Consider the following 15,565-nt stretch of genomic DNA (forward strand, 5'->3'; position numbering starts at 1 on the left):
CCTAGTCTTCCTTCCCAGATGAGTGGTTCCCGGTCGATGAGCGTTGCAGGAGCGCGAGGAACATCGCGTCCGTCCCGTGTCGGTGCGGCCACAGCTGGGCGCTGCCCGATCCCTCCCGCCCCTCTTCGGCCAGATCGATCGGTGAGCGAGCGACATCGGCGATCGCCGCGCGCGCATCGAGTTCGACGACGTCGGTGCGGTCGCGCAGGACCTCCTTGACGACGCCCGTCGTCTCGGCGAGGTGAGGAGAGCACGTGACGTACGCGACGATCCCGCCCGGGGCCAGAGCATCGACCGCGGAGGAGAGCAGCTCCACCTGGAGCGGAACGAGCTCGGCGACGTCGGCCGGAGACTTGCGCCACCGCGCTTCCGGACGGCGGCGCAGCGCACCGAGGCCCGTGCAGGGGGCGTCCACGAGGATGCGGTCGAACTCGCCCGGCCGCGATGCGGCGAGGGTGCGCCCGTCCTGCTCGTGCACCACGACGTCACCGGGAACCGCCCTGAGCGCCTTGCGGACGAGTCGCGCGCGGACCGGGACGATCTCGTTCGCCTCCAGCGTCGCCTCGTGCTGACGCGCGATCGCGGCGAGGAGTGCCGTCTTGCCGCCGGGACCGGCGCACAGGTCGAGCCAGCGCTCCCCCGTCTTGATGGGCGCGGCGCCCGCGAGCGCGAGCGCGACGAGCTGGGACCCCTCGTCCTGCACGCGCACGGTACCGCCCGAGGCTTCCACCGGCCGACGCGGATCGCCTCCGGGAGACGCGAAGGCGGTCGGCGCGTAGGGAAGTCGGGGCTCATCGGGCTCCGCCAGGCCGGGGAGGGCGACGAGGGTGACCTCGGGCGAGGCGTTGTCGGCATCGAGAAGAGCGTCCAGTTCCTCTCCGCGCCCCTCGGCCGCCAGAGCGCGACGCAAGGCGCGGATCACCCAGACCGGGTGTGCGGAACGCAGAGCGAGGCGCTCGTCGTCGGAGCGTGCCCCGCTCTCGATGCGTTCCTGCCAGTCCGCGCTCGATTCGCGCGTGATACGTCGGAGCACCGCGTTCGCGAAGCTCGATGCGCCACGGCCGGACTCTGTGGCCACGAGGTTCACCGACTCGTTGACAGCCGCATGCGAGGCGACGCGGGTGGCGAGCAGCTGGTGCACCGCGAGGCGCAGCGCATCGAGCACGGCCGGATCGATGCTGTCGGTCGAACGATCCGCCGCAGCGGCGATGATCGCATCATACGTGCCGAGTCGTCGCAGCGTGCCGTAGGTCAGCTCGGTCGCGAGGGCCGCGTCCTGCGGAGAGAGCCGCGCATCGGCGATCGCCGGAGGAAGGACGAGGTTCGCATAGGCATCCGTCTCGGACACCGCGCGCAGCACGTCGTAAGCCACCCGTCGCGCGGGTTGCACGGCACGGACGGGGCCACGCTGAACGTCGCGACGAGCCTCTGTCGCTCCCCGCCCGCCACGCGGCCGTCCGTTCGACGGCTGCGGCCGCCGGGGTCGTCCGTCTTCGCTCATGATCCCGCCACCAATTCATCGACCCCGCGCAGACCGCGCCACCAGTCGACGGCATTCATCGCTCCCTTGCCCGCGGGCTGAACCCTGGTGACGGCCAGCGGCCCGGTGGACGTGCCGATGTGGAGCGCCGTCTTGGCGCCACGAAGACGTCCTGGGGCCAGCGCTTCGGCCTCCGGCGCAGGGACCGCTTCCAGCACCTTCAGCGGCTGCCCGGCGACGGTGGTGTGCGCGCCCGGTTCCGGGGTCACCCCACGGAACCGGGCGAACACGACATCGAGCGGCTGGTTCCAGTCGAGCAGTCCGTCGGCGAGCGTCAGCTTGGCGGCGAAGGTCGGCTCGCCCTGCTGAGGCACCGCTACCGCTGTACCGTCCGCGATCCCCGAGACCACGTCGGCCGTGAGTTCGGCGCCGTCCAGCGCGAGCGCCTCGAGCGCCTCTCCCGCCGTCGCCGTCGCGGGAAGGTCGATCGTGCGGCTCGCGAAGACGTCGCCGGCATCCAGCTCCGCGACGAGCTGGAAGACGCTGGCACCGAGAACCTCGTCGCCGGCGATCAGTGCGCGCTGCACCGGAGCCGCGCCCCGCCAGGCGGGCAGCACGGAGAAGTGCAGGTTGATCCAGCCCGCGGTCGGCGCCGAGAGCAGCGGCTCGCGCACGAGCCCGCCGTAGGCCACGATCACACCGAGGTCCGCCCTCAGGGCCGAGATCGCGTCGGTCGCGGCGTCATCGAGCCGAGCAGCCTTGATGACGGGGAGGCCCAGTTCGACAGCCGCTTGAGCCACGGGCGACGGAGTCAGCACCCGACGACGCCCGAGAGGTGCGTCCGGTCGGGTGACGACCGCGGCGATGTCGTGGGACACCGCGAGGCGACGAAGGGTGGGCACGGCGGCAGCGGGGGTGCCGGCGAAGACGAGGCGCATGAAGGTTCTCCGGAAGGGTCAGAGCTCTGGTTCGAGGATATCGAGGCGGACGGAGAGCGTGCTCTTGGTCGCACGTCCCTTTCGGCGACGCCCGCTCACTGCTTCGGCCACGACCGCGGCGCGCAGTGCGGTCGCCACCCGCGCTCCGGCGCCGTAGTCGAACCGAACGAGCGCCCGCACCCGTGGAGGGACGTCGTCGGATTCGACCGGGACGGGCCCCAGCACCGCGTCGGGAGGCAGCGCGAGCTCGGTCAGCGCGGCGAGAGCGCCGGAGACCGCGGGAGCCGACCCCTGGACCAGGGCCACCCGGGTCGTCGGCGGCATGTGCAGCGGAGCCCTGCTGTCGAGCTCCATGCGGGCGTGGCCCGCCTGATTCCAGGTCGCGAGCGCCTTCGCGGCCGCGCCGTTCACTCCGACCAGATGGATCGGTGCGCCGGGTGCGGCGAGGGCCGCCGCGTTCGACCACCAGCGCAGGCAGGACTCGGCGACGCGCAGATCGGGTGCCTGGAGCATCCGTGGGCCGTCGAGCAGGACGACGGCACGATATCCGCCGTCGGCGATCGGCTCGGCACCACGGGTCGCCACCACGAGCGCGGGCTTGGAGGGAACCCGCTCCACCGGGTGCGCACTGTCGGCGACGATCACACGCACGCCCGGGAACGCCCGACCCAGTTCGTCGGCGGTGCGCTCGCTCCCGGATGAGGCCAACCGCAGCTTGGTGGAGGAGCACGTCGGGCACGACCATGCGCTGGCCGATCGACCGCACCAGGCGCACACCGGCACGGCACCGCGATGCTTCGCCCCGAGCGGACCGCCGCAGTGCGCGCATCGAGCCGGAGCCCGGCATTCCGCACACACCAGCGACGGCGAGAAACCCGGTCGCGAGACCTGCACGAGCACCGGTCCCTCTGCTGCGGCGGAACGGGCGGCGAGAAACGCGGAAGACGGCATCCGCTGGGCGGTGGGCTGTTCCATCTCCTGGGGCGTGCTGAGCACGACGCGGGGCAACACGCGGCGCGTTGCTCTGACGTCCTGCAACCAGCCGAGGGCGACCAGACGTTCCACATCGGTCGTCCGGGTGTGCCCGGCGAAGAGCAGCGCCGATCCCTCGAGCTCCTGACGCAGCAGCGCAGCATCACGCGCATTGACGTACGGGGCCAGCGGCTCCCCCAGGAGAGGATCGCCGTCGTCCCAGATCGCCACCATGCCGGCGACGACCGGCGAGTAGACCGCCGAACGGTTTCCCACCACGACGCACGGCGCGTCCTCGAGCGTGCGCAGGAAGCCGCGATAGCGATCGGGGTTGGTCTGACGGGAGTCATGGCGCACGATCGCTGCGACGGGCACGAGGACCTCGAGCGCGGCGAGAAGTCGATCGAGGTCACGGCTGTCGGGGACCACGATGATCGACGACTTCCCCGCGGCGAGCATCCGCGCCGCCGAGGCCGCCAGCAACCGGGACCATCCCTGAACCCCGTCGACGAGTTGCGGAATCGCCTCGACGGCCGCCCGTCCACCCGCATCTAGCACGACATCGAGGCCCTCGTAGAGACCGACGGTCTCTTCTGCCGCGATGAGCGCATCCGCCGTCGGCGCCTCGGCCGGCGTGTCGGCGGTCCAGGCCTTCTCGACGCGCACCTGGCGCTTGGGGATGACGAGCCGAAGCACATCGGAGGCCGAACCCGCGGCGCGATCCGCCACGCGGCGTGCGAGCGTGTGCAGGCGCTCCGGAAGCACCGGCACCAGCGACACCACGCTCTCGACTTCCGAGAGCGCCCGGTCGGCGTCGTCCTCGGTGTCGACGTCGACGACATAGCCGTCGATCACACGCCCGGCGGAGCGCAGCGGGACCTGCACGCGAACACCACGAGGCACCTCGCCCCACTCGGGAGGCAACGCGTAGTCGAAGAGCCGATCGAGCTGCGGCAGGGGCGAATCGAGGAGCACGCGCGCGATGCGCCGGCTCTCCGGAGGCATCAGGACCGCGGTCCCATCAGAGCCCGGCAGCGCGACGCAGCTCTTCGGCGCGGTCGGTGCGCTCCCAGGTGAAGTCGGGGAGCTCGCGGCCGAAGTGCCCGTAGGCGGCCGTCTGGGCGTAGATCGGACGCAGCAGGTCGAGCTGCTCGATGATCGCCTGCGGGCGCAGGTCGAACACCTCGTTGATCGCCCGCGTGATGACTTCATCCGACACCGTGCCGGTCCCGAAGGACTCGACGTAGAGACCGACGGGACGGGCGACGCCGATGGCATAGGCGACCTGTACCTCGAGACGCTCCGCCAACCCTGCGGCGACGGCGTTCTTCGCCACCCAGCGCGTGGCGTATGCACCGGAACGGTCGACCTTGGACGGGTCTTTGCCGCTGAACGCCCCACCGCCGTGACGCGATGCTCCGCCGTAGGTGTCGATGATGATCTTGCGACCGGTCAGACCCGCGTCGCCCTTGGGGCCACCGGTGACGAAGGGACCCGCGGGGTTGATGTAGAGGGTGACGTCGTCGAGATCGAGACCTGTCGTCGCGAGCACCGGGTCGATCACGTGCGCACGGACCTGAGCCTGAAGCTCTTCCTGCGAGATGTCGGGGTGGTGCTGCGTGGAGACCACGACGGCATCGACGGTCTTCGGAGTGAAGCCGTCGTACCCGAGGGTGACCTGGGTCTTGCCGTCGGGGCGCAGGAAGGGCAGCTCCCCGCTGCGACGCACTTCGGCGAGACGCTCCGACAGACGGTGAGCGGTCCACGCGGCCATCGGCATGAGCTGAGGCGTCTCGGTGGTCGCGAAGCCGAACATGATGCCCTGATCGCCGGCGCCGAGGCCGTCGAGGGGGTCCACCGAGGACCCGTCGCGGTGCTCCTGCGCGCTGTCGACGCCATGGGCGATGTCGGTCGACTGCTCGCCGACCGAGATGCTGACGCCGCACGAGGAGCCGTCGAAGCCGGTGTCGCTCGAGGTGTATCCGATGCCGTTCACGACCTGACGGACGATCGTGGGGATGTCGACGTATGCCTCGGTCCGGATCTCACCTGCCACATGGACGAGGCCCGTCGTGACGAGCGTCTCGACTGCGACGCGCGAGCCCGTGTCCTTCGCGATGAGGCCGTCGAGGATGCTGTCCGAGATCTGGTCGCAGATCTTGTCCGGGTGCCCTTCGGTGACGGACTCGGACGTGAACAGACGCAGGGCGCTCATCGGTACTCCAGAACGGGACGGACGGAAGGAGGGTGTTGCACCCATTCTGGACCGCGCCTCCGACAGGCGGGAGGCGCGGTCCCGAATATCACTCTGCGTGACGCAGACGGAGCTTGTCCTCGTTGATCTCGTGCAGGGCGATCGTGAGCGGCTTGTCCTCGACGGACGAGTCCACGAGCGGGCCGACGTTGTCGAAGAGGTTTCCCTCGTGCAGGTCGGAGTAGTAGTCGTTGATCTGACGCGCACGCTTGGCGGCGTAGATGACGAGCTCGTACTTCGAGTCGACGCGGTCGAGCAGGTTGTCGATGGGGGGATCGATGATTCCGTTGTTGTGTCCGGCCATGGTGAGACCTCCTGATCAGGCGACGGGATCGTCGCGAAGACGGTGCGAAAGGCGCGCGAAGACGCTCAGCGCGCAGAGCTTGTGGACAATTCTACGACCTCGCGAGCCGCGGTGGCGACGTCCTCGTTCACGACGAGGTGGTCGAACTCGTTCTGGGCGGCGAGTTCGACCTTCGCGGTGCGCAGTCTTCTGGCCCGTTCCTCGGCGTCTTCCGTGCCTCGCCCGACCAGTCGATGCACCAGTTCATCCCAACTCGGGGGCAGCAGGAATATCAGCGTCGCCGACGGCTCTGCACGACGCACCTGACGGGCGCCCTGGAGGTCGATCTCGAGGAGCACGGTCTTGCCCTCGGCCAGTGCGGCGTCGATCGGCGCGCGTGGCGTGCCGTAGCGGGAGCGGTTGTGCACCACGGCGTACTCGAGCAGCTCGTCGTCGGCGATCAGCCGGTCGAACTCGGCGTCGTCCACGAAGTAGTAGTGCACGCCGTCGATCTCACCGGGGCGGGGCGGCCGGGTCGTGGCCGATACCGACAGGTGGATCTCCGGGTTGTGCTCGCGGATATGCGCGGCGACGGTCCCCTTTCCCACAGCGGTGGGGCCGGCGAGCACCAGCAGGCGGCTCCGTGCGTCGCGCGGGGTCGGCACCGGGAAGCGCGAATCGAGCCAGACCTCCAGCACCCGGCGCTGGCGCGCGCCGAGACCGCCGAGACGCTTGACTGGGGAGATGTGCAGCTCATCGAGCACGCGGTCACGCTTGCCCGCACCGATCGCGGGGAGCGCCAGCAGGAAGTCGGTGATGCGCATCGACCCCTCCACCGAGTTGGCATCGGCCGTCGCGCGGTGCAGGACGGTCTGCGGGGTCACCACGCGCATCGTCAGGTCGCGTTTGACCGATGCCCTGGCGCGGCGCCGTTCCACGGCACGGCGGGCGGCCGCGGCCCTGTCGACCTCGGGAACCGTACGCTGCGCGTCAGGCACGCGCCACCTCCAAGTACTCGGCCGCACGCGCGGTGATGGCGGTCGCCAGGTCGGCGGGACCGGCGGAGAGGATGCTGCGGCTCTCGCTCGCGATCACGGCATCCGCCATCGAGCCGAAGCGAAGGCGGAGATCAGCGGGAGTCGCGCCCTGCGCGCCGAACCCCGGAGCGAGGATGGGGGCGACCGGGCCGAACGGCGAAAGGCCTGCGGCCGCCCAGTCCACGGTCGCGCCGACGACGAAACCGAAGCTCCCCCACTCGCCTGCGCCCGAGGCTGCGGCATTGCGTGCGGAGACCTCCCCGATGATCGCGGCAGACACCGTCTCATCGCTCGCAGTGATCGAACGCTGGATGCCCGCTGCCTCGGGGTTGCTGGTGGCGGCGAGCACGAACACGCCCTTGCCGTGCTCTTCGGCGAGGGCGAAGGACCCGTCGAGGGCACCGACGCCGAGGAAGGGATTCACCGTGAGCGCGTCGGCTTCGAGCGAGGATCCCGGCGTCAACCACGCCTTCGCGTAGTCGTCCATGGTCGATCCGATGTCGCCACGCTTCGCATCGGCGATCACGAGCAGATCTGCGGCACGTGCCGCCGCGAGCACCTCTTCGAGAGCTGCGAAGCCTGCGGAACCGAAGCGCTCGAAGAACGAGACCTGAGGCTTCACGAAGCCCACCCGACCGGCCGCCGCCTCGACGGTGCGGAGGCCGAACTCACGGACACCGTGCGCGTCGTCGGTCAGCCCCCACGCGGCGAGCAGCGCCGCGTGGGGGTCGACGCCGACGCAGAGCGGCCCCCGCGCACTCAGCGCGGACCGTGTGCGTTCGCCGAAGCGTTCGCTCACAGTGCCGCCTTCCGGTCCAGCGCGTACTCCTGCAGGCTCTTGACCTGGAAGCCCTCGTGGGCCGCGTCCATCCCGCTCACGGCCGCGCCGAGCACAGCCATCGTGGTGAACAGCGCCTTGTCGGCGGCGACGGCGGCAGCGCGGATCTCGTAGCCGTCCGCTCGCGCGGCACCACCGGACGGAGTGTTCACGACGATGTCGATCGAGCCCTCGTTGATGAGATCCACGATGTTCTTCGCGCCCGACTCCTGCGTCTCGCTGTACTTCTCGACGACCGTGACGGCGATGCCGTTGCGCGAGAGGATCTCGGCGGTGCCCTCCGTCGCGACGATCGTGAAGCCGAGCTGCTGCAGACGGTGGGCGGGGAGGATGACGGCGCGCTTGTCCGAGTCGGCCACCGAGATGAACACGGTTCCCGAGGTGGGCATGCCGCCATAGGCAGCGGCCTGGCTCTTGGCGAACGCGGTCGGGAAGTCGCGGTCGATGCCCATGACCTCACCCGTGGAACGCATCTCCGGGCCGAGCACGGAATCGACGGTCTTGCCGTCGGCGGTGCGGAAGCGCTTGAACGGGAGCACGGCCTCCTTGACTGACACGGGTGCGTCGAGCGGAACGCGCGAACCGTCCTGCTCGGGAAGCATCCCTTCGGCGCGCAGCTCGGCGACCGTCGAGCCCGTCATGATGCGGCTCGCAGCCTTGGCCATCGGGATGCCGAGTGCCTTCGACACGAACGGCACGGTGCGGCTGGCGCGCGGATTGGCCTCGATCACGTAGAGCACGCCGGCGCTGATGGCGAACTGCACGTTCAGGAGTCCGCGCACGCCCACGCCCTCGGCGATGGCCAGCGTGGCCTCGCGCACGCGGTCGACATCGGTCCGGCCGAGCGATACCGGCGGCAGCGTGCAGCTGGAGTCGCCGGAGTGGATGCCGGCCTCTTCGAGGTGCTCCATGACGCCACCGATGTACAGGTCGGTGCCATCGTAGAGCGCATCGACGTCGAGCTCGATCGCGTCGTCGAGGAAGCGGTCGACCAGGAGGGGCTTGCCCTCCTCGATGACGACCTCGCCCGCGGTGCGCACGAAGTAGTCGCGCAGCGACGCGGTGTCGTACACGATCTCCATGCCGCGTCCGCCGAGCACGAAGCTCGGACGCACCAGCACCGGGTACCCGATCTCCTCGGCGATACGCACGGCACCCTCGACGTCGATCGCCGTGCCGTTGCGCGGTGCGACGAGACCGGCCTCGTCGAGCAGCCGCGAGAAGAGCTCGCGCTCCTCCGCGAGGTCGATCGCCTCGGGGCTCGTGCCGAGCACCGTATAGCCGGCGGCCTCGATGCCCTTCGCGAGTCCCAGGGGGGTCTGACCGCCGAGCTGGCAGACGACACCGAGGATGGTGCCGCTCGCGGCCTCCGCATCGAGCACCTCCAGCACGTCTTCGAGCGTGAGCGGCTCGAAGTACAGGCGGTCGGAGGTGTCGTAGTCGGTCGAGACCGTCTCCGGGTTGCAGTTGACCATGACGGTCTCGAAGCCGGCATCGGACAGCGCGAACGAGGCGTGCACGCACGAGTAGTCGAACTCGACGCCCTGCCCGATGCGGTTCGGGCCCGATCCGATGATGACGACCTTGGTGCGTTCGGACGGCTCGACCTCGGTCTCGAAGTCGTAGCTCGAGTAGTGGTACGGCGTGAGAGCCGGGAACTCGCCGGCGCAGGTGTCGACCGTCTTGTACACCGGGCGGATGCCGAGACCGTGGCGCACGCCGCGGACCTCGGCCTCAGAGGTTCCGCGGAGCTCGGCGAGCTGCGCGTCGGAGAAGCCGTGTTCCTTCGCGTAGCGGAGCGTCGCCGCATCCAGTTCGGATGCCTGGCGCACGACCTCGGCGACCTCGTTGATCAGCACGATCTGGTCGAGGAACCACGGGTCGATCGCCGTCGCATCGAAGGCCTGCTCCACGGTCGCGCCCTTGCGCAGCGCCTGCTGCAGGGTGACGATCCGACCGTCGGTGGGGATCTTCGAGATCTCGAGCAGCTCCTCGACGGAGCGGTCCTCCACGCCCCAGTGGAAGCTCGATCCGCGCTTCTCGAGCGAGCGGAGCGCCTTCTGCAGCGCGGTCGCGTAGTTGCGACCGATGGCCATGGCCTCGCCTACCGACTTCATGGTCGTGGTCAGCGTCGCGTCGGCGGCCGGGAACTTCTCGAAGGCGAACCGCGGCACCTTGACGACCACGTAGTCGAGCGTGGGCTCGAAGCTCGCCGGCGTCACGCCCGTGATGTCGTTCGGGATCTCGTCGAGGCGGTAGCCGAGCGCGAGCTTGGCCGCGAGCTTCGCGATCGGGAATCCGGTGGCCTTCGAGGCGAGGGCGCTGGACCGCGAGACGCGCGGGTTCATCTCGATCACGATGATGCGGCCGTTGGTCGGGTCGACCGCGAACTGGATGTTGCAGCCTCCGGTGTCGACGCCGACGGCGCGGATGATGTCGATCCCGATGTCGCGCATCTTCTGGTACTCGCGGTCGGTGAGGGTGAGCGCCGGGGCGACCGTGATCGAGTCGCCCGTGTGCACGCCGACCGGGTCGACGTTCTCGATGGAGCAGACGACGACCGTGTTGTCGGCTGTGTCGCGCATGAGCTCGAGCTCGTACTCCTTCCAGCCGAGGATGGACTCCTCCAGGAGCACCTCGGTGGTCGGCGAGTCTCGCAGGCCGGCGCCGGCGATGCGGCGCAGGTCTTCCTCGTCGTAGGCGAAGCCCGAGCCCAGACCCCCCATCGTGAAGCTCGGGCGGACCACCATCGGGTAGCCCAGCTCGTCGGCAGCGGCCAGCACTTCGTCCATGGTGTGCGCGATGCGGGAGTCCGCCACGTCGGCACCGGCGTCGAGCACCAGCTGCTTGAAGATCTGGCGGTCCTCGCCCTTGTTGATCGCCTCGAAGTTGGCGCCGATCAGCTCGACGTCGTACTTCTCGAGGATGCCGTGGTTGTGCAGCTCGATCGCGGCGTTCAGCGCGGTCTGACCACCCAGCGTGGGCAGGATCGCGTCAGGACGCTCCTTCGCGATGATCGTCTCGATGACCTGCCAGGTGATCGGCTCGATGTACGTCGCGTCGGCGAAGTCGGGATCGGTCATGATGGTCGCCGGGTTGGAGTTGACCAGGATGACCCGGACGCCCTCCTCGCGCAGCACGCGGCACGCCTGGGTGCCGGAATAGTCGAACTCGCAGGCCTGACCGATGACGATCGGGCCGGAGCCGATGACGAGGACGGAGTTGATGTCGTCGCGCTTGGGCATTACTTGGAGTCCTTCTGGCTTGCGATGACCAGGTCGCGGAACCTGTCGAAGAGGTAGTTGGCGTCGTGGGGGCCGGCCGCCGCCTCGGGGTGGTACTGCACCGAGAATGCCGGGATGTCGAGGGCGCGAAGTCCCTCGACGACGTTGTCGTTGAGGCCGACGTGGCTGACCTCGACCTTGCCGTAGCCGTTCGGGCTGTCGAAGGTGCCCTCGATCGGAGCCTCGACCGCGAAACCGTGGTTGTGCGCGGTGATCTCGACCTTGCCGGTCTGCTTGTCCAGCACCGGCTGGTTGATGCCGCGGTGACCGAACGGCAGCTTGTAGGTGCCGAGGCCCAGTGCACGACCGAGGAGCTGGTTGCCGAAGCAGATCCCGAAGAACGGCAGCCCGTCATCGAGCACCGCACGCAGCAGCTCGACATGGTCGCCGGAGGCCGCGGGGTCGCCGGGGCCGTTCGAATAGAAGACCGCGACGGGGTCGACCGCACGGATCTCGTCGATCGTCACGTTCTGCGGAAGGACGTGCACCTCGAAACCGCGGGCGGCGAGGTTGTCGATCGTCGCCTGCTTCACACCGAGGTCGAGCACGGCGAGGTTTCCGATCCGCTCCCCCATCGCCGTCGTCACGGTGGCCACGTCGACCGAGACCTCGGCGGACAGGTTGCGCCCGGCCATCTCCGGTGCTTCGCGGACGATGCGCACCTGCTCCTCGGCATCGAGCGCCGCATCGGCACCGGAGAAGATCCCGCCGCGCATGGAGCCCGCCGACCGGATGTGGCGGGTTATCGATCGGGTGTCGATACCGCTGATCCCCACGACGCCGTCTTCGACGAGCACGTCGTCGAGCGAGGCGTTCGCGCGCCAGTTCGACACGACGCGGGAGGGGTCGCGCACGATGTAGCCGGCGACCCAGATGCGACGTGATTCGGCATCTTCGTCATTCATGCCCGTGTTGCCGATGTGCGGCGCCGTCTGCAGGACGATCTGGCCCGCGTAGGACGGATCGGTGATCGTCTCCTGGTATCCGGACATGCCGGTCGCGAAGACGACCTCGCCGAGGGTGCGGCCGCGGGCGCCGTAGGCGCGTCCGATGTGACGTGTGCCGTCTTCCAGGACGAGGACGGCGGGATCGGGAAGCGAGGCCGCGGGGGCCTGCCCGGAGGTTGTCGAGAGTGTCATGACTGTGCTCCTGTGTCGGGGGCGGCGGGGACGAGCCGCTGCAGGTCGGAGATGAGGTTCTGGGGATCGCCGGTGGCGAGGCGCAGGTAGCTGTCGACGATGGTGTCGTCGTCGATGTTCCAGGCGATGCGCACGAGGCCGCCGGGCTCCACGACGCGGTCGATGGTGACCGTGGCGCGGTCGATGGCGACGAGCCGGTCGTTCGCGAGGAAGACCGTCGGGGTACCGTCGAGGCAGAGGGCGATGCCGCGATCCGTGAGCGCGAGCTCGCCGCGGGCCCGGTACGCGAGAGGTGACACCGCGAGACGCTCGAGCGGCTGCTCGTGCCGTGTCGTCGACACGTACAGCACCTCGTCGCGGCGGGCGACCTCCGCGTGCTCAGGCACACCCAGCGGGGCCGTGAACACGGAATCGCGGCGGATTCGTCGTCGCCAGGCGAGAAGCATCACCAGCAGCACCAGGAGCGCGACGGCGATCGTGATCGCGACGGCGAGGTCCCGAGCGCTCATGCGCGGAGCTCCTCGACGACGCTGCCGCCGTCGACCGTGAGCACGCCGCCGTGGATCGTGTACTCCACTCGTCCGGGAAGCGCGCGGCCGAGGTACGGCGAGTTCACGCTCCGGCCGTGGAGGTCGGCCTCCGTGAAGACACCGTCGACCGCGGCGTCATACAGCGTGAGCTGTGCCGGCTGACCGACTTCGAGCGGCGTGCCGTGTCCGGAGAGACGTCCGATGCGAGCGGGTGCCGCGCTCATCACACGCGCGATGTCGGCCCAGTCGAGCAGGCCGGTCTGCACCATCGACTGGTGCACGACGCGCAGCGCGCTCTCGAGACCCACCATGCCGTTCGCCGCTGCCTGCCACTCGCAGGCCTTGTGCTCGCTGGGATGCGGGGCATGATCGGTCGCGACGATGTCGATGGTTCCGTCGGCGAGACCCTCGCGCACCGCGAGCACATCCTCTTCGCGACGCAGCGGAGGATTGACCTTGTAGCGCGCGTCGTACCCGCGCACGAGTTCGTCGGTCAGCAGGAGGTGGTGAGGGGTGACCTCGGCCGTGACGTCGATGCCGCGCTTCTTGGCCCAGCGGATGATGTCCACCGAGCCCGCGGTCGAGAGATGGCACACGTGCAGTCGCGAGCCGACGTGCTCGGCCAGCAGCACGTCGCGGGCGATCATCGACTCCTCGGCGACCGCGGGCCAGCCGGCGAGGCCCAGCTCGGCCGACACCGTGCCCTCGTTCATCTGCGCGCCCTCCGTGAGGCGGGGGTCCTGCGCATGCTGGGCGATCACGCCGCCGAACGACTTCACGTATTCCAGCGCGCGACGCATGATGAGCGGGTCGAACACGCAGAAGCCGTCGTCGCTGAAGACACGGACCTGCGCGCGGGAGGTGGCCATCGCGCCCAGCTCGGCGAGCCGCTCGCCCTTCTGCCCGACGGTGACAGCGCCGATGGGCTGCACCGTGGCGTAGCCCGCCGCTTCACCGAGCGCGAGCTCCTGCTCCACGACACCAGCGGTGTCGGCGACCGGCGAGGTGTTGGGCATCGCGAAGACGGCGGTGAAACCACCGGCCGCGGCGGCGCGCGTTCCGGTGAGGATCGTCTCGGACGCTTCGTAGCCGGGCTCGCGCAGATGCGTGTGCAGGTCGACCAGTCCGGGCAGGGCGACGAGACCCGCTGCGTCGATGACCCGAGCACCCGAGCGCTGCAGTCCGCTCCCGATCTCGGCGATCCGGCCGTCCTCGATGATGATGTCGGCGCTCTCGGCACCGAGCAGTCGTGCACCGGTGATGACGAGGGTCTCGCTCACAGGTCTCCCCCTCGTTCGTCGTCTCGTTCTCCTGCCAGCAGCAGGTACAGCACCGCCATGCGGACGGATACCCCGTTCGTGACCTGTTCCAGCACCGTCGAGCGGGGGGAATCGGCAGCTTCCGAGGAGATCTCCAGTCCCCGGTTCATGGGTCCGGGGTGCATGACAATGCTACCTGTCGGAAGACCGGCCACACGCCGTGCGTCCAGGCCCCAGCGTCGGGAATACTCCCGCTCAGTCGGGAAATACGCGGCATTCATCCGTTCCAGCTGGATGCGCAGCATCATCACCGCGTCCGGCTCTTCCGCCAACGCCTCATCGAGGTCGTAGACCACCCGCACCGGCCAGAGCGACACGTTCTGCGGAACCAGCGTGGGCGGCGAGACGAGCGTGACATCGGCGCCGAGCGTGGTGAGCAGCCAGACGTTGGAGCGCGCGACCCGAGAATGCAGCACGTCACCGACGATCACCACGCGCAGACCGCTCAGGTCACGACCGCGACTGTCGGCGCCGAACCGGCGCTTGCGGATCGTGAAGGCGTCGAGCAGCGCCTGCGTCGGGTGCTCGTGGGTGCCGTCGCCGGCGTTCACGACACCGGCCGAGATCCAACCGCTGGTGGCGAGCGTCTGCGGCGCGCCGGAACCCGGGTGCCGGACCACGACCGCGTCAGCACCGATCGCCTCCAGGGTCTGCGCCGTGTCCTTCAGGCTCTCGCCCTTGGAGACGCTGGATCCCTTCGCCGCGAAGTTGATCACATCGGCGGAGAGGCGTTTGGCTGCCGCCTCGAACGAGATGCGCGTGCGCGTCGAATCCTCGAAGAAGAGGTTCACGACGGTCTTGCCACGCAGCGTCGGAAGCTTCTTGACCTCACGCGACTGCGTGTCGGACATGTCTTCGGCGACGTCGAGGATGCGCAGGGCGGTGGCCCTGTCGAGGGTGCGGGTGTCGAGGAGGTGTCTCATTCGCCGATCGTCACCTCCTCCGCACCGTCGTTCTCGAAGAGGCGCACGTTGACCCGCTCGGTGCGGGCGGAGGGGATGTTCTTGCCGACGAAATCGGGACGGATCGGGAGCTCACGGTGCCCGCGGTCGACGAGGATCGCGAGGCGCACGACCGAGGGGCGCCCGATCGACTGGATCGCGTCCAACGCTGCCCGGATGCTGCGACCGGAGAAGAGCACATCGTCGATGAGCACGACGGTCTTGCCGTCGATGCCGCCGACCGGGATCTCGGTGGGTTGCGGGGAGCGTGTCGGGTGCTGGGCGAGGTCGTCGCGGAAGAGCGTGACGTCGAGAGCGCCGACCGGGACGGACTGCTGCGCGATCTCGCTGATCAGCAGCCCGAGGCGATGGGCGAGGGTCACACCGCGGGTCGGGATGCCCAGCAGGACCAGATTCTCGGCTCCTCGATTGGACTCGAGGATCTCGTGCGCGATACGGGTCAGCGCTCGTGAGATGTCGGCTTCGTGCAGCACGGTGCGCATGCTCATCGGCCGCTCCCTTCTCCGCCTCACAGGACGGTGTTAAAGGT

The 15,565-nt window shown here is 69.3% G+C and carries 13 protein-coding genes; all 13 read right to left on the minus strand.

What is annotated here, in order from left to right; all coding sequences use genetic code 11:
* Position 1 precedes the first annotated feature (1 nt).
* Positions 2 to 1,501 (minus strand): RsmB/NOP family class I SAM-dependent RNA methyltransferase, encoded by a 1,500-nt coding sequence (locus DW307_RS12730; RefSeq protein ID WP_029265358.1) that lies wholly within the window; start codon positions 1,499 to 1,501, stop codon positions 2 to 4.
* The gene (locus DW307_RS12735; protein WP_029265356.1) at positions 1,498 to 2,418 is read right to left on the minus strand and encodes a methionyl-tRNA formyltransferase; all 921 of its coding nucleotides are present in this window, start codon (positions 2,416 to 2,418) and stop codon (positions 1,498 to 1,500) included. Before DW307_RS12735 ends, DW307_RS12730 begins: the two co-directional genes overlap by 4 nt.
* 18 nt (positions 2,419 to 2,436) lie before the next feature.
* Complete coding sequence (locus DW307_RS12740) at positions 2,437 to 4,395, minus strand: primosomal protein N' family DNA-binding protein (RefSeq protein WP_029265354.1); 1,959 nt, start codon at positions 4,393 to 4,395, stop codon at positions 2,437 to 2,439.
* Between the two features lie 16 nt (positions 4,396 to 4,411).
* Positions 4,412 to 5,605, minus strand: a complete 1,194-nt coding sequence (gene metK, locus DW307_RS12745) for a methionine adenosyltransferase (RefSeq protein ID WP_029265353.1) — start codon at positions 5,603 to 5,605, stop codon at positions 4,412 to 4,414.
* Positions 5,606 to 5,693: 88 nt separating this feature from the next.
* Positions 5,694 to 5,948 carry a DNA-directed RNA polymerase subunit omega gene (rpoZ, locus tag DW307_RS12750; RefSeq protein WP_017204385.1) on the minus strand — a complete coding sequence of 85 codons (255 nt, stop codon included), beginning with the start codon at positions 5,946 to 5,948 and terminating at the stop codon, positions 5,694 to 5,696.
* Between the two features lie 65 nt (positions 5,949 to 6,013).
* Positions 6,014 to 6,925, minus strand: coding sequence for a guanylate kinase (gene gmk / locus DW307_RS12755; RefSeq protein ID WP_029265352.1), 912 nt, complete (start codon positions 6,923 to 6,925; stop codon positions 6,014 to 6,016).
* The gene (gene pyrF, locus DW307_RS12760) at positions 6,918 to 7,763 is read right to left on the minus strand and encodes an orotidine-5'-phosphate decarboxylase (RefSeq protein ID WP_021200609.1); all 846 of its coding nucleotides are present in this window, start codon (positions 7,761 to 7,763) and stop codon (positions 6,918 to 6,920) included. Before pyrF ends, gmk begins: the two co-directional genes overlap by 8 nt.
* The gene (carB, locus tag DW307_RS12765) at positions 7,760 to 11,047 is read right to left on the minus strand and encodes a carbamoyl-phosphate synthase large subunit (RefSeq protein ID WP_021200610.1); all 3,288 of its coding nucleotides are present in this window, start codon (positions 11,045 to 11,047) and stop codon (positions 7,760 to 7,762) included. Before carB ends, pyrF begins: the two co-directional genes overlap by 4 nt.
* Entirely contained in the window at positions 11,047 to 12,225 is a 1,179-nt protein-coding gene (gene carA, locus DW307_RS12770) for a glutamine-hydrolyzing carbamoyl-phosphate synthase small subunit (protein WP_029259253.1), read from the minus strand. Before carA ends, carB begins: the two co-directional genes overlap by 1 nt.
* Positions 12,222 to 12,734 carry a PH-like domain-containing protein gene (locus DW307_RS12775; protein WP_136024902.1) on the minus strand — a complete coding sequence of 171 codons (513 nt, stop codon included), beginning with the start codon at positions 12,732 to 12,734 and terminating at the stop codon, positions 12,222 to 12,224. The genes carA and DW307_RS12775 overlap by 4 nt, the downstream gene beginning before the upstream one ends.
* Positions 12,731 to 14,035 (minus strand): dihydroorotase, encoded by a 1,305-nt coding sequence (locus DW307_RS12780; protein WP_136024903.1) that lies wholly within the window; start codon positions 14,033 to 14,035, stop codon positions 12,731 to 12,733. The genes DW307_RS12775 and DW307_RS12780 overlap by 4 nt, the downstream gene beginning before the upstream one ends.
* Positions 14,032 to 14,997: an aspartate carbamoyltransferase catalytic subunit gene (locus DW307_RS12785; protein WP_136024904.1), complete on the minus strand. Its 966-nt coding sequence runs from the start codon at positions 14,995 to 14,997 to the stop codon at positions 14,032 to 14,034. The genes DW307_RS12780 and DW307_RS12785 overlap by 4 nt, the downstream gene beginning before the upstream one ends.
* Entirely contained in the window at positions 14,994 to 15,524 is a 531-nt protein-coding gene (pyrR, locus tag DW307_RS12790) for a bifunctional pyr operon transcriptional regulator/uracil phosphoribosyltransferase PyrR (RefSeq protein WP_021200615.1), read from the minus strand. The genes DW307_RS12785 and pyrR overlap by 4 nt, the downstream gene beginning before the upstream one ends.
* Positions 15,525 to 15,565: the final 41 nt, after the last annotated feature.

The sequence above is a fragment of the Microbacterium sp. K27 genome (genome assembly GCF_004794435.1).
GTDB classification, from domain to species: domain Bacteria; phylum Actinomycetota; class Actinomycetes; order Actinomycetales; family Microbacteriaceae; genus Microbacterium; species Microbacterium maritypicum_A.

Bases quoted from the DNA above. Each gene is read 5' to 3' on its own strand.
- DW307_RS12730 (WP_029265358.1), bottom strand. From the start codon at position 1,501: ATGAGCGAAGACGGACGACCCCGGCGGCCGCAGCCGTCGAACGGACGG.
- DW307_RS12735 (WP_029265356.1), bottom strand. From the start codon at position 2,418: ATGCGCCTCGTCTTCGCCGGCACCCCCGCTGCCGCCGTGCCCACCCTT.
- DW307_RS12740 (WP_029265354.1), bottom strand. From the start codon at position 4,395: ATGCCTCCGGAGAGCCGGCGCATCGCGCGCGTGCTCCTCGATTCGCCC.
- metK (WP_029265353.1), bottom strand. From the start codon at position 5,605: ATGAGCGCCCTGCGTCTGTTCACGTCCGAGTCCGTCACCGAAGGGCAC.
- rpoZ (WP_017204385.1), bottom strand. From the start codon at position 5,948: ATGGCCGGACACAACAACGGAATCATCGATCCCCCCATCGACAACCTG.
- carB (WP_021200610.1), bottom strand. From the start codon at position 11,047: ATGCCCAAGCGCGACGACATCAACTCCGTCCTCGTCATCGGCTCCGGC.
- carA (WP_029259253.1), bottom strand. From the start codon at position 12,225: ATGACACTCTCGACAACCTCCGGGCAGGCCCCCGCGGCCTCGCTTCCC.
- DW307_RS12775 (WP_136024902.1), bottom strand. From the start codon at position 12,734: ATGAGCGCTCGGGACCTCGCCGTCGCGATCACGATCGCCGTCGCGCTC.
- DW307_RS12785 (WP_136024904.1), bottom strand. From the start codon at position 14,997: ATGAGACACCTCCTCGACACCCGCACCCTCGACAGGGCCACCGCCCTG.
- pyrR (WP_021200615.1), bottom strand. From the start codon at position 15,524: ATGAGCATGCGCACCGTGCTGCACGAAGCCGACATCTCACGAGCGCTG.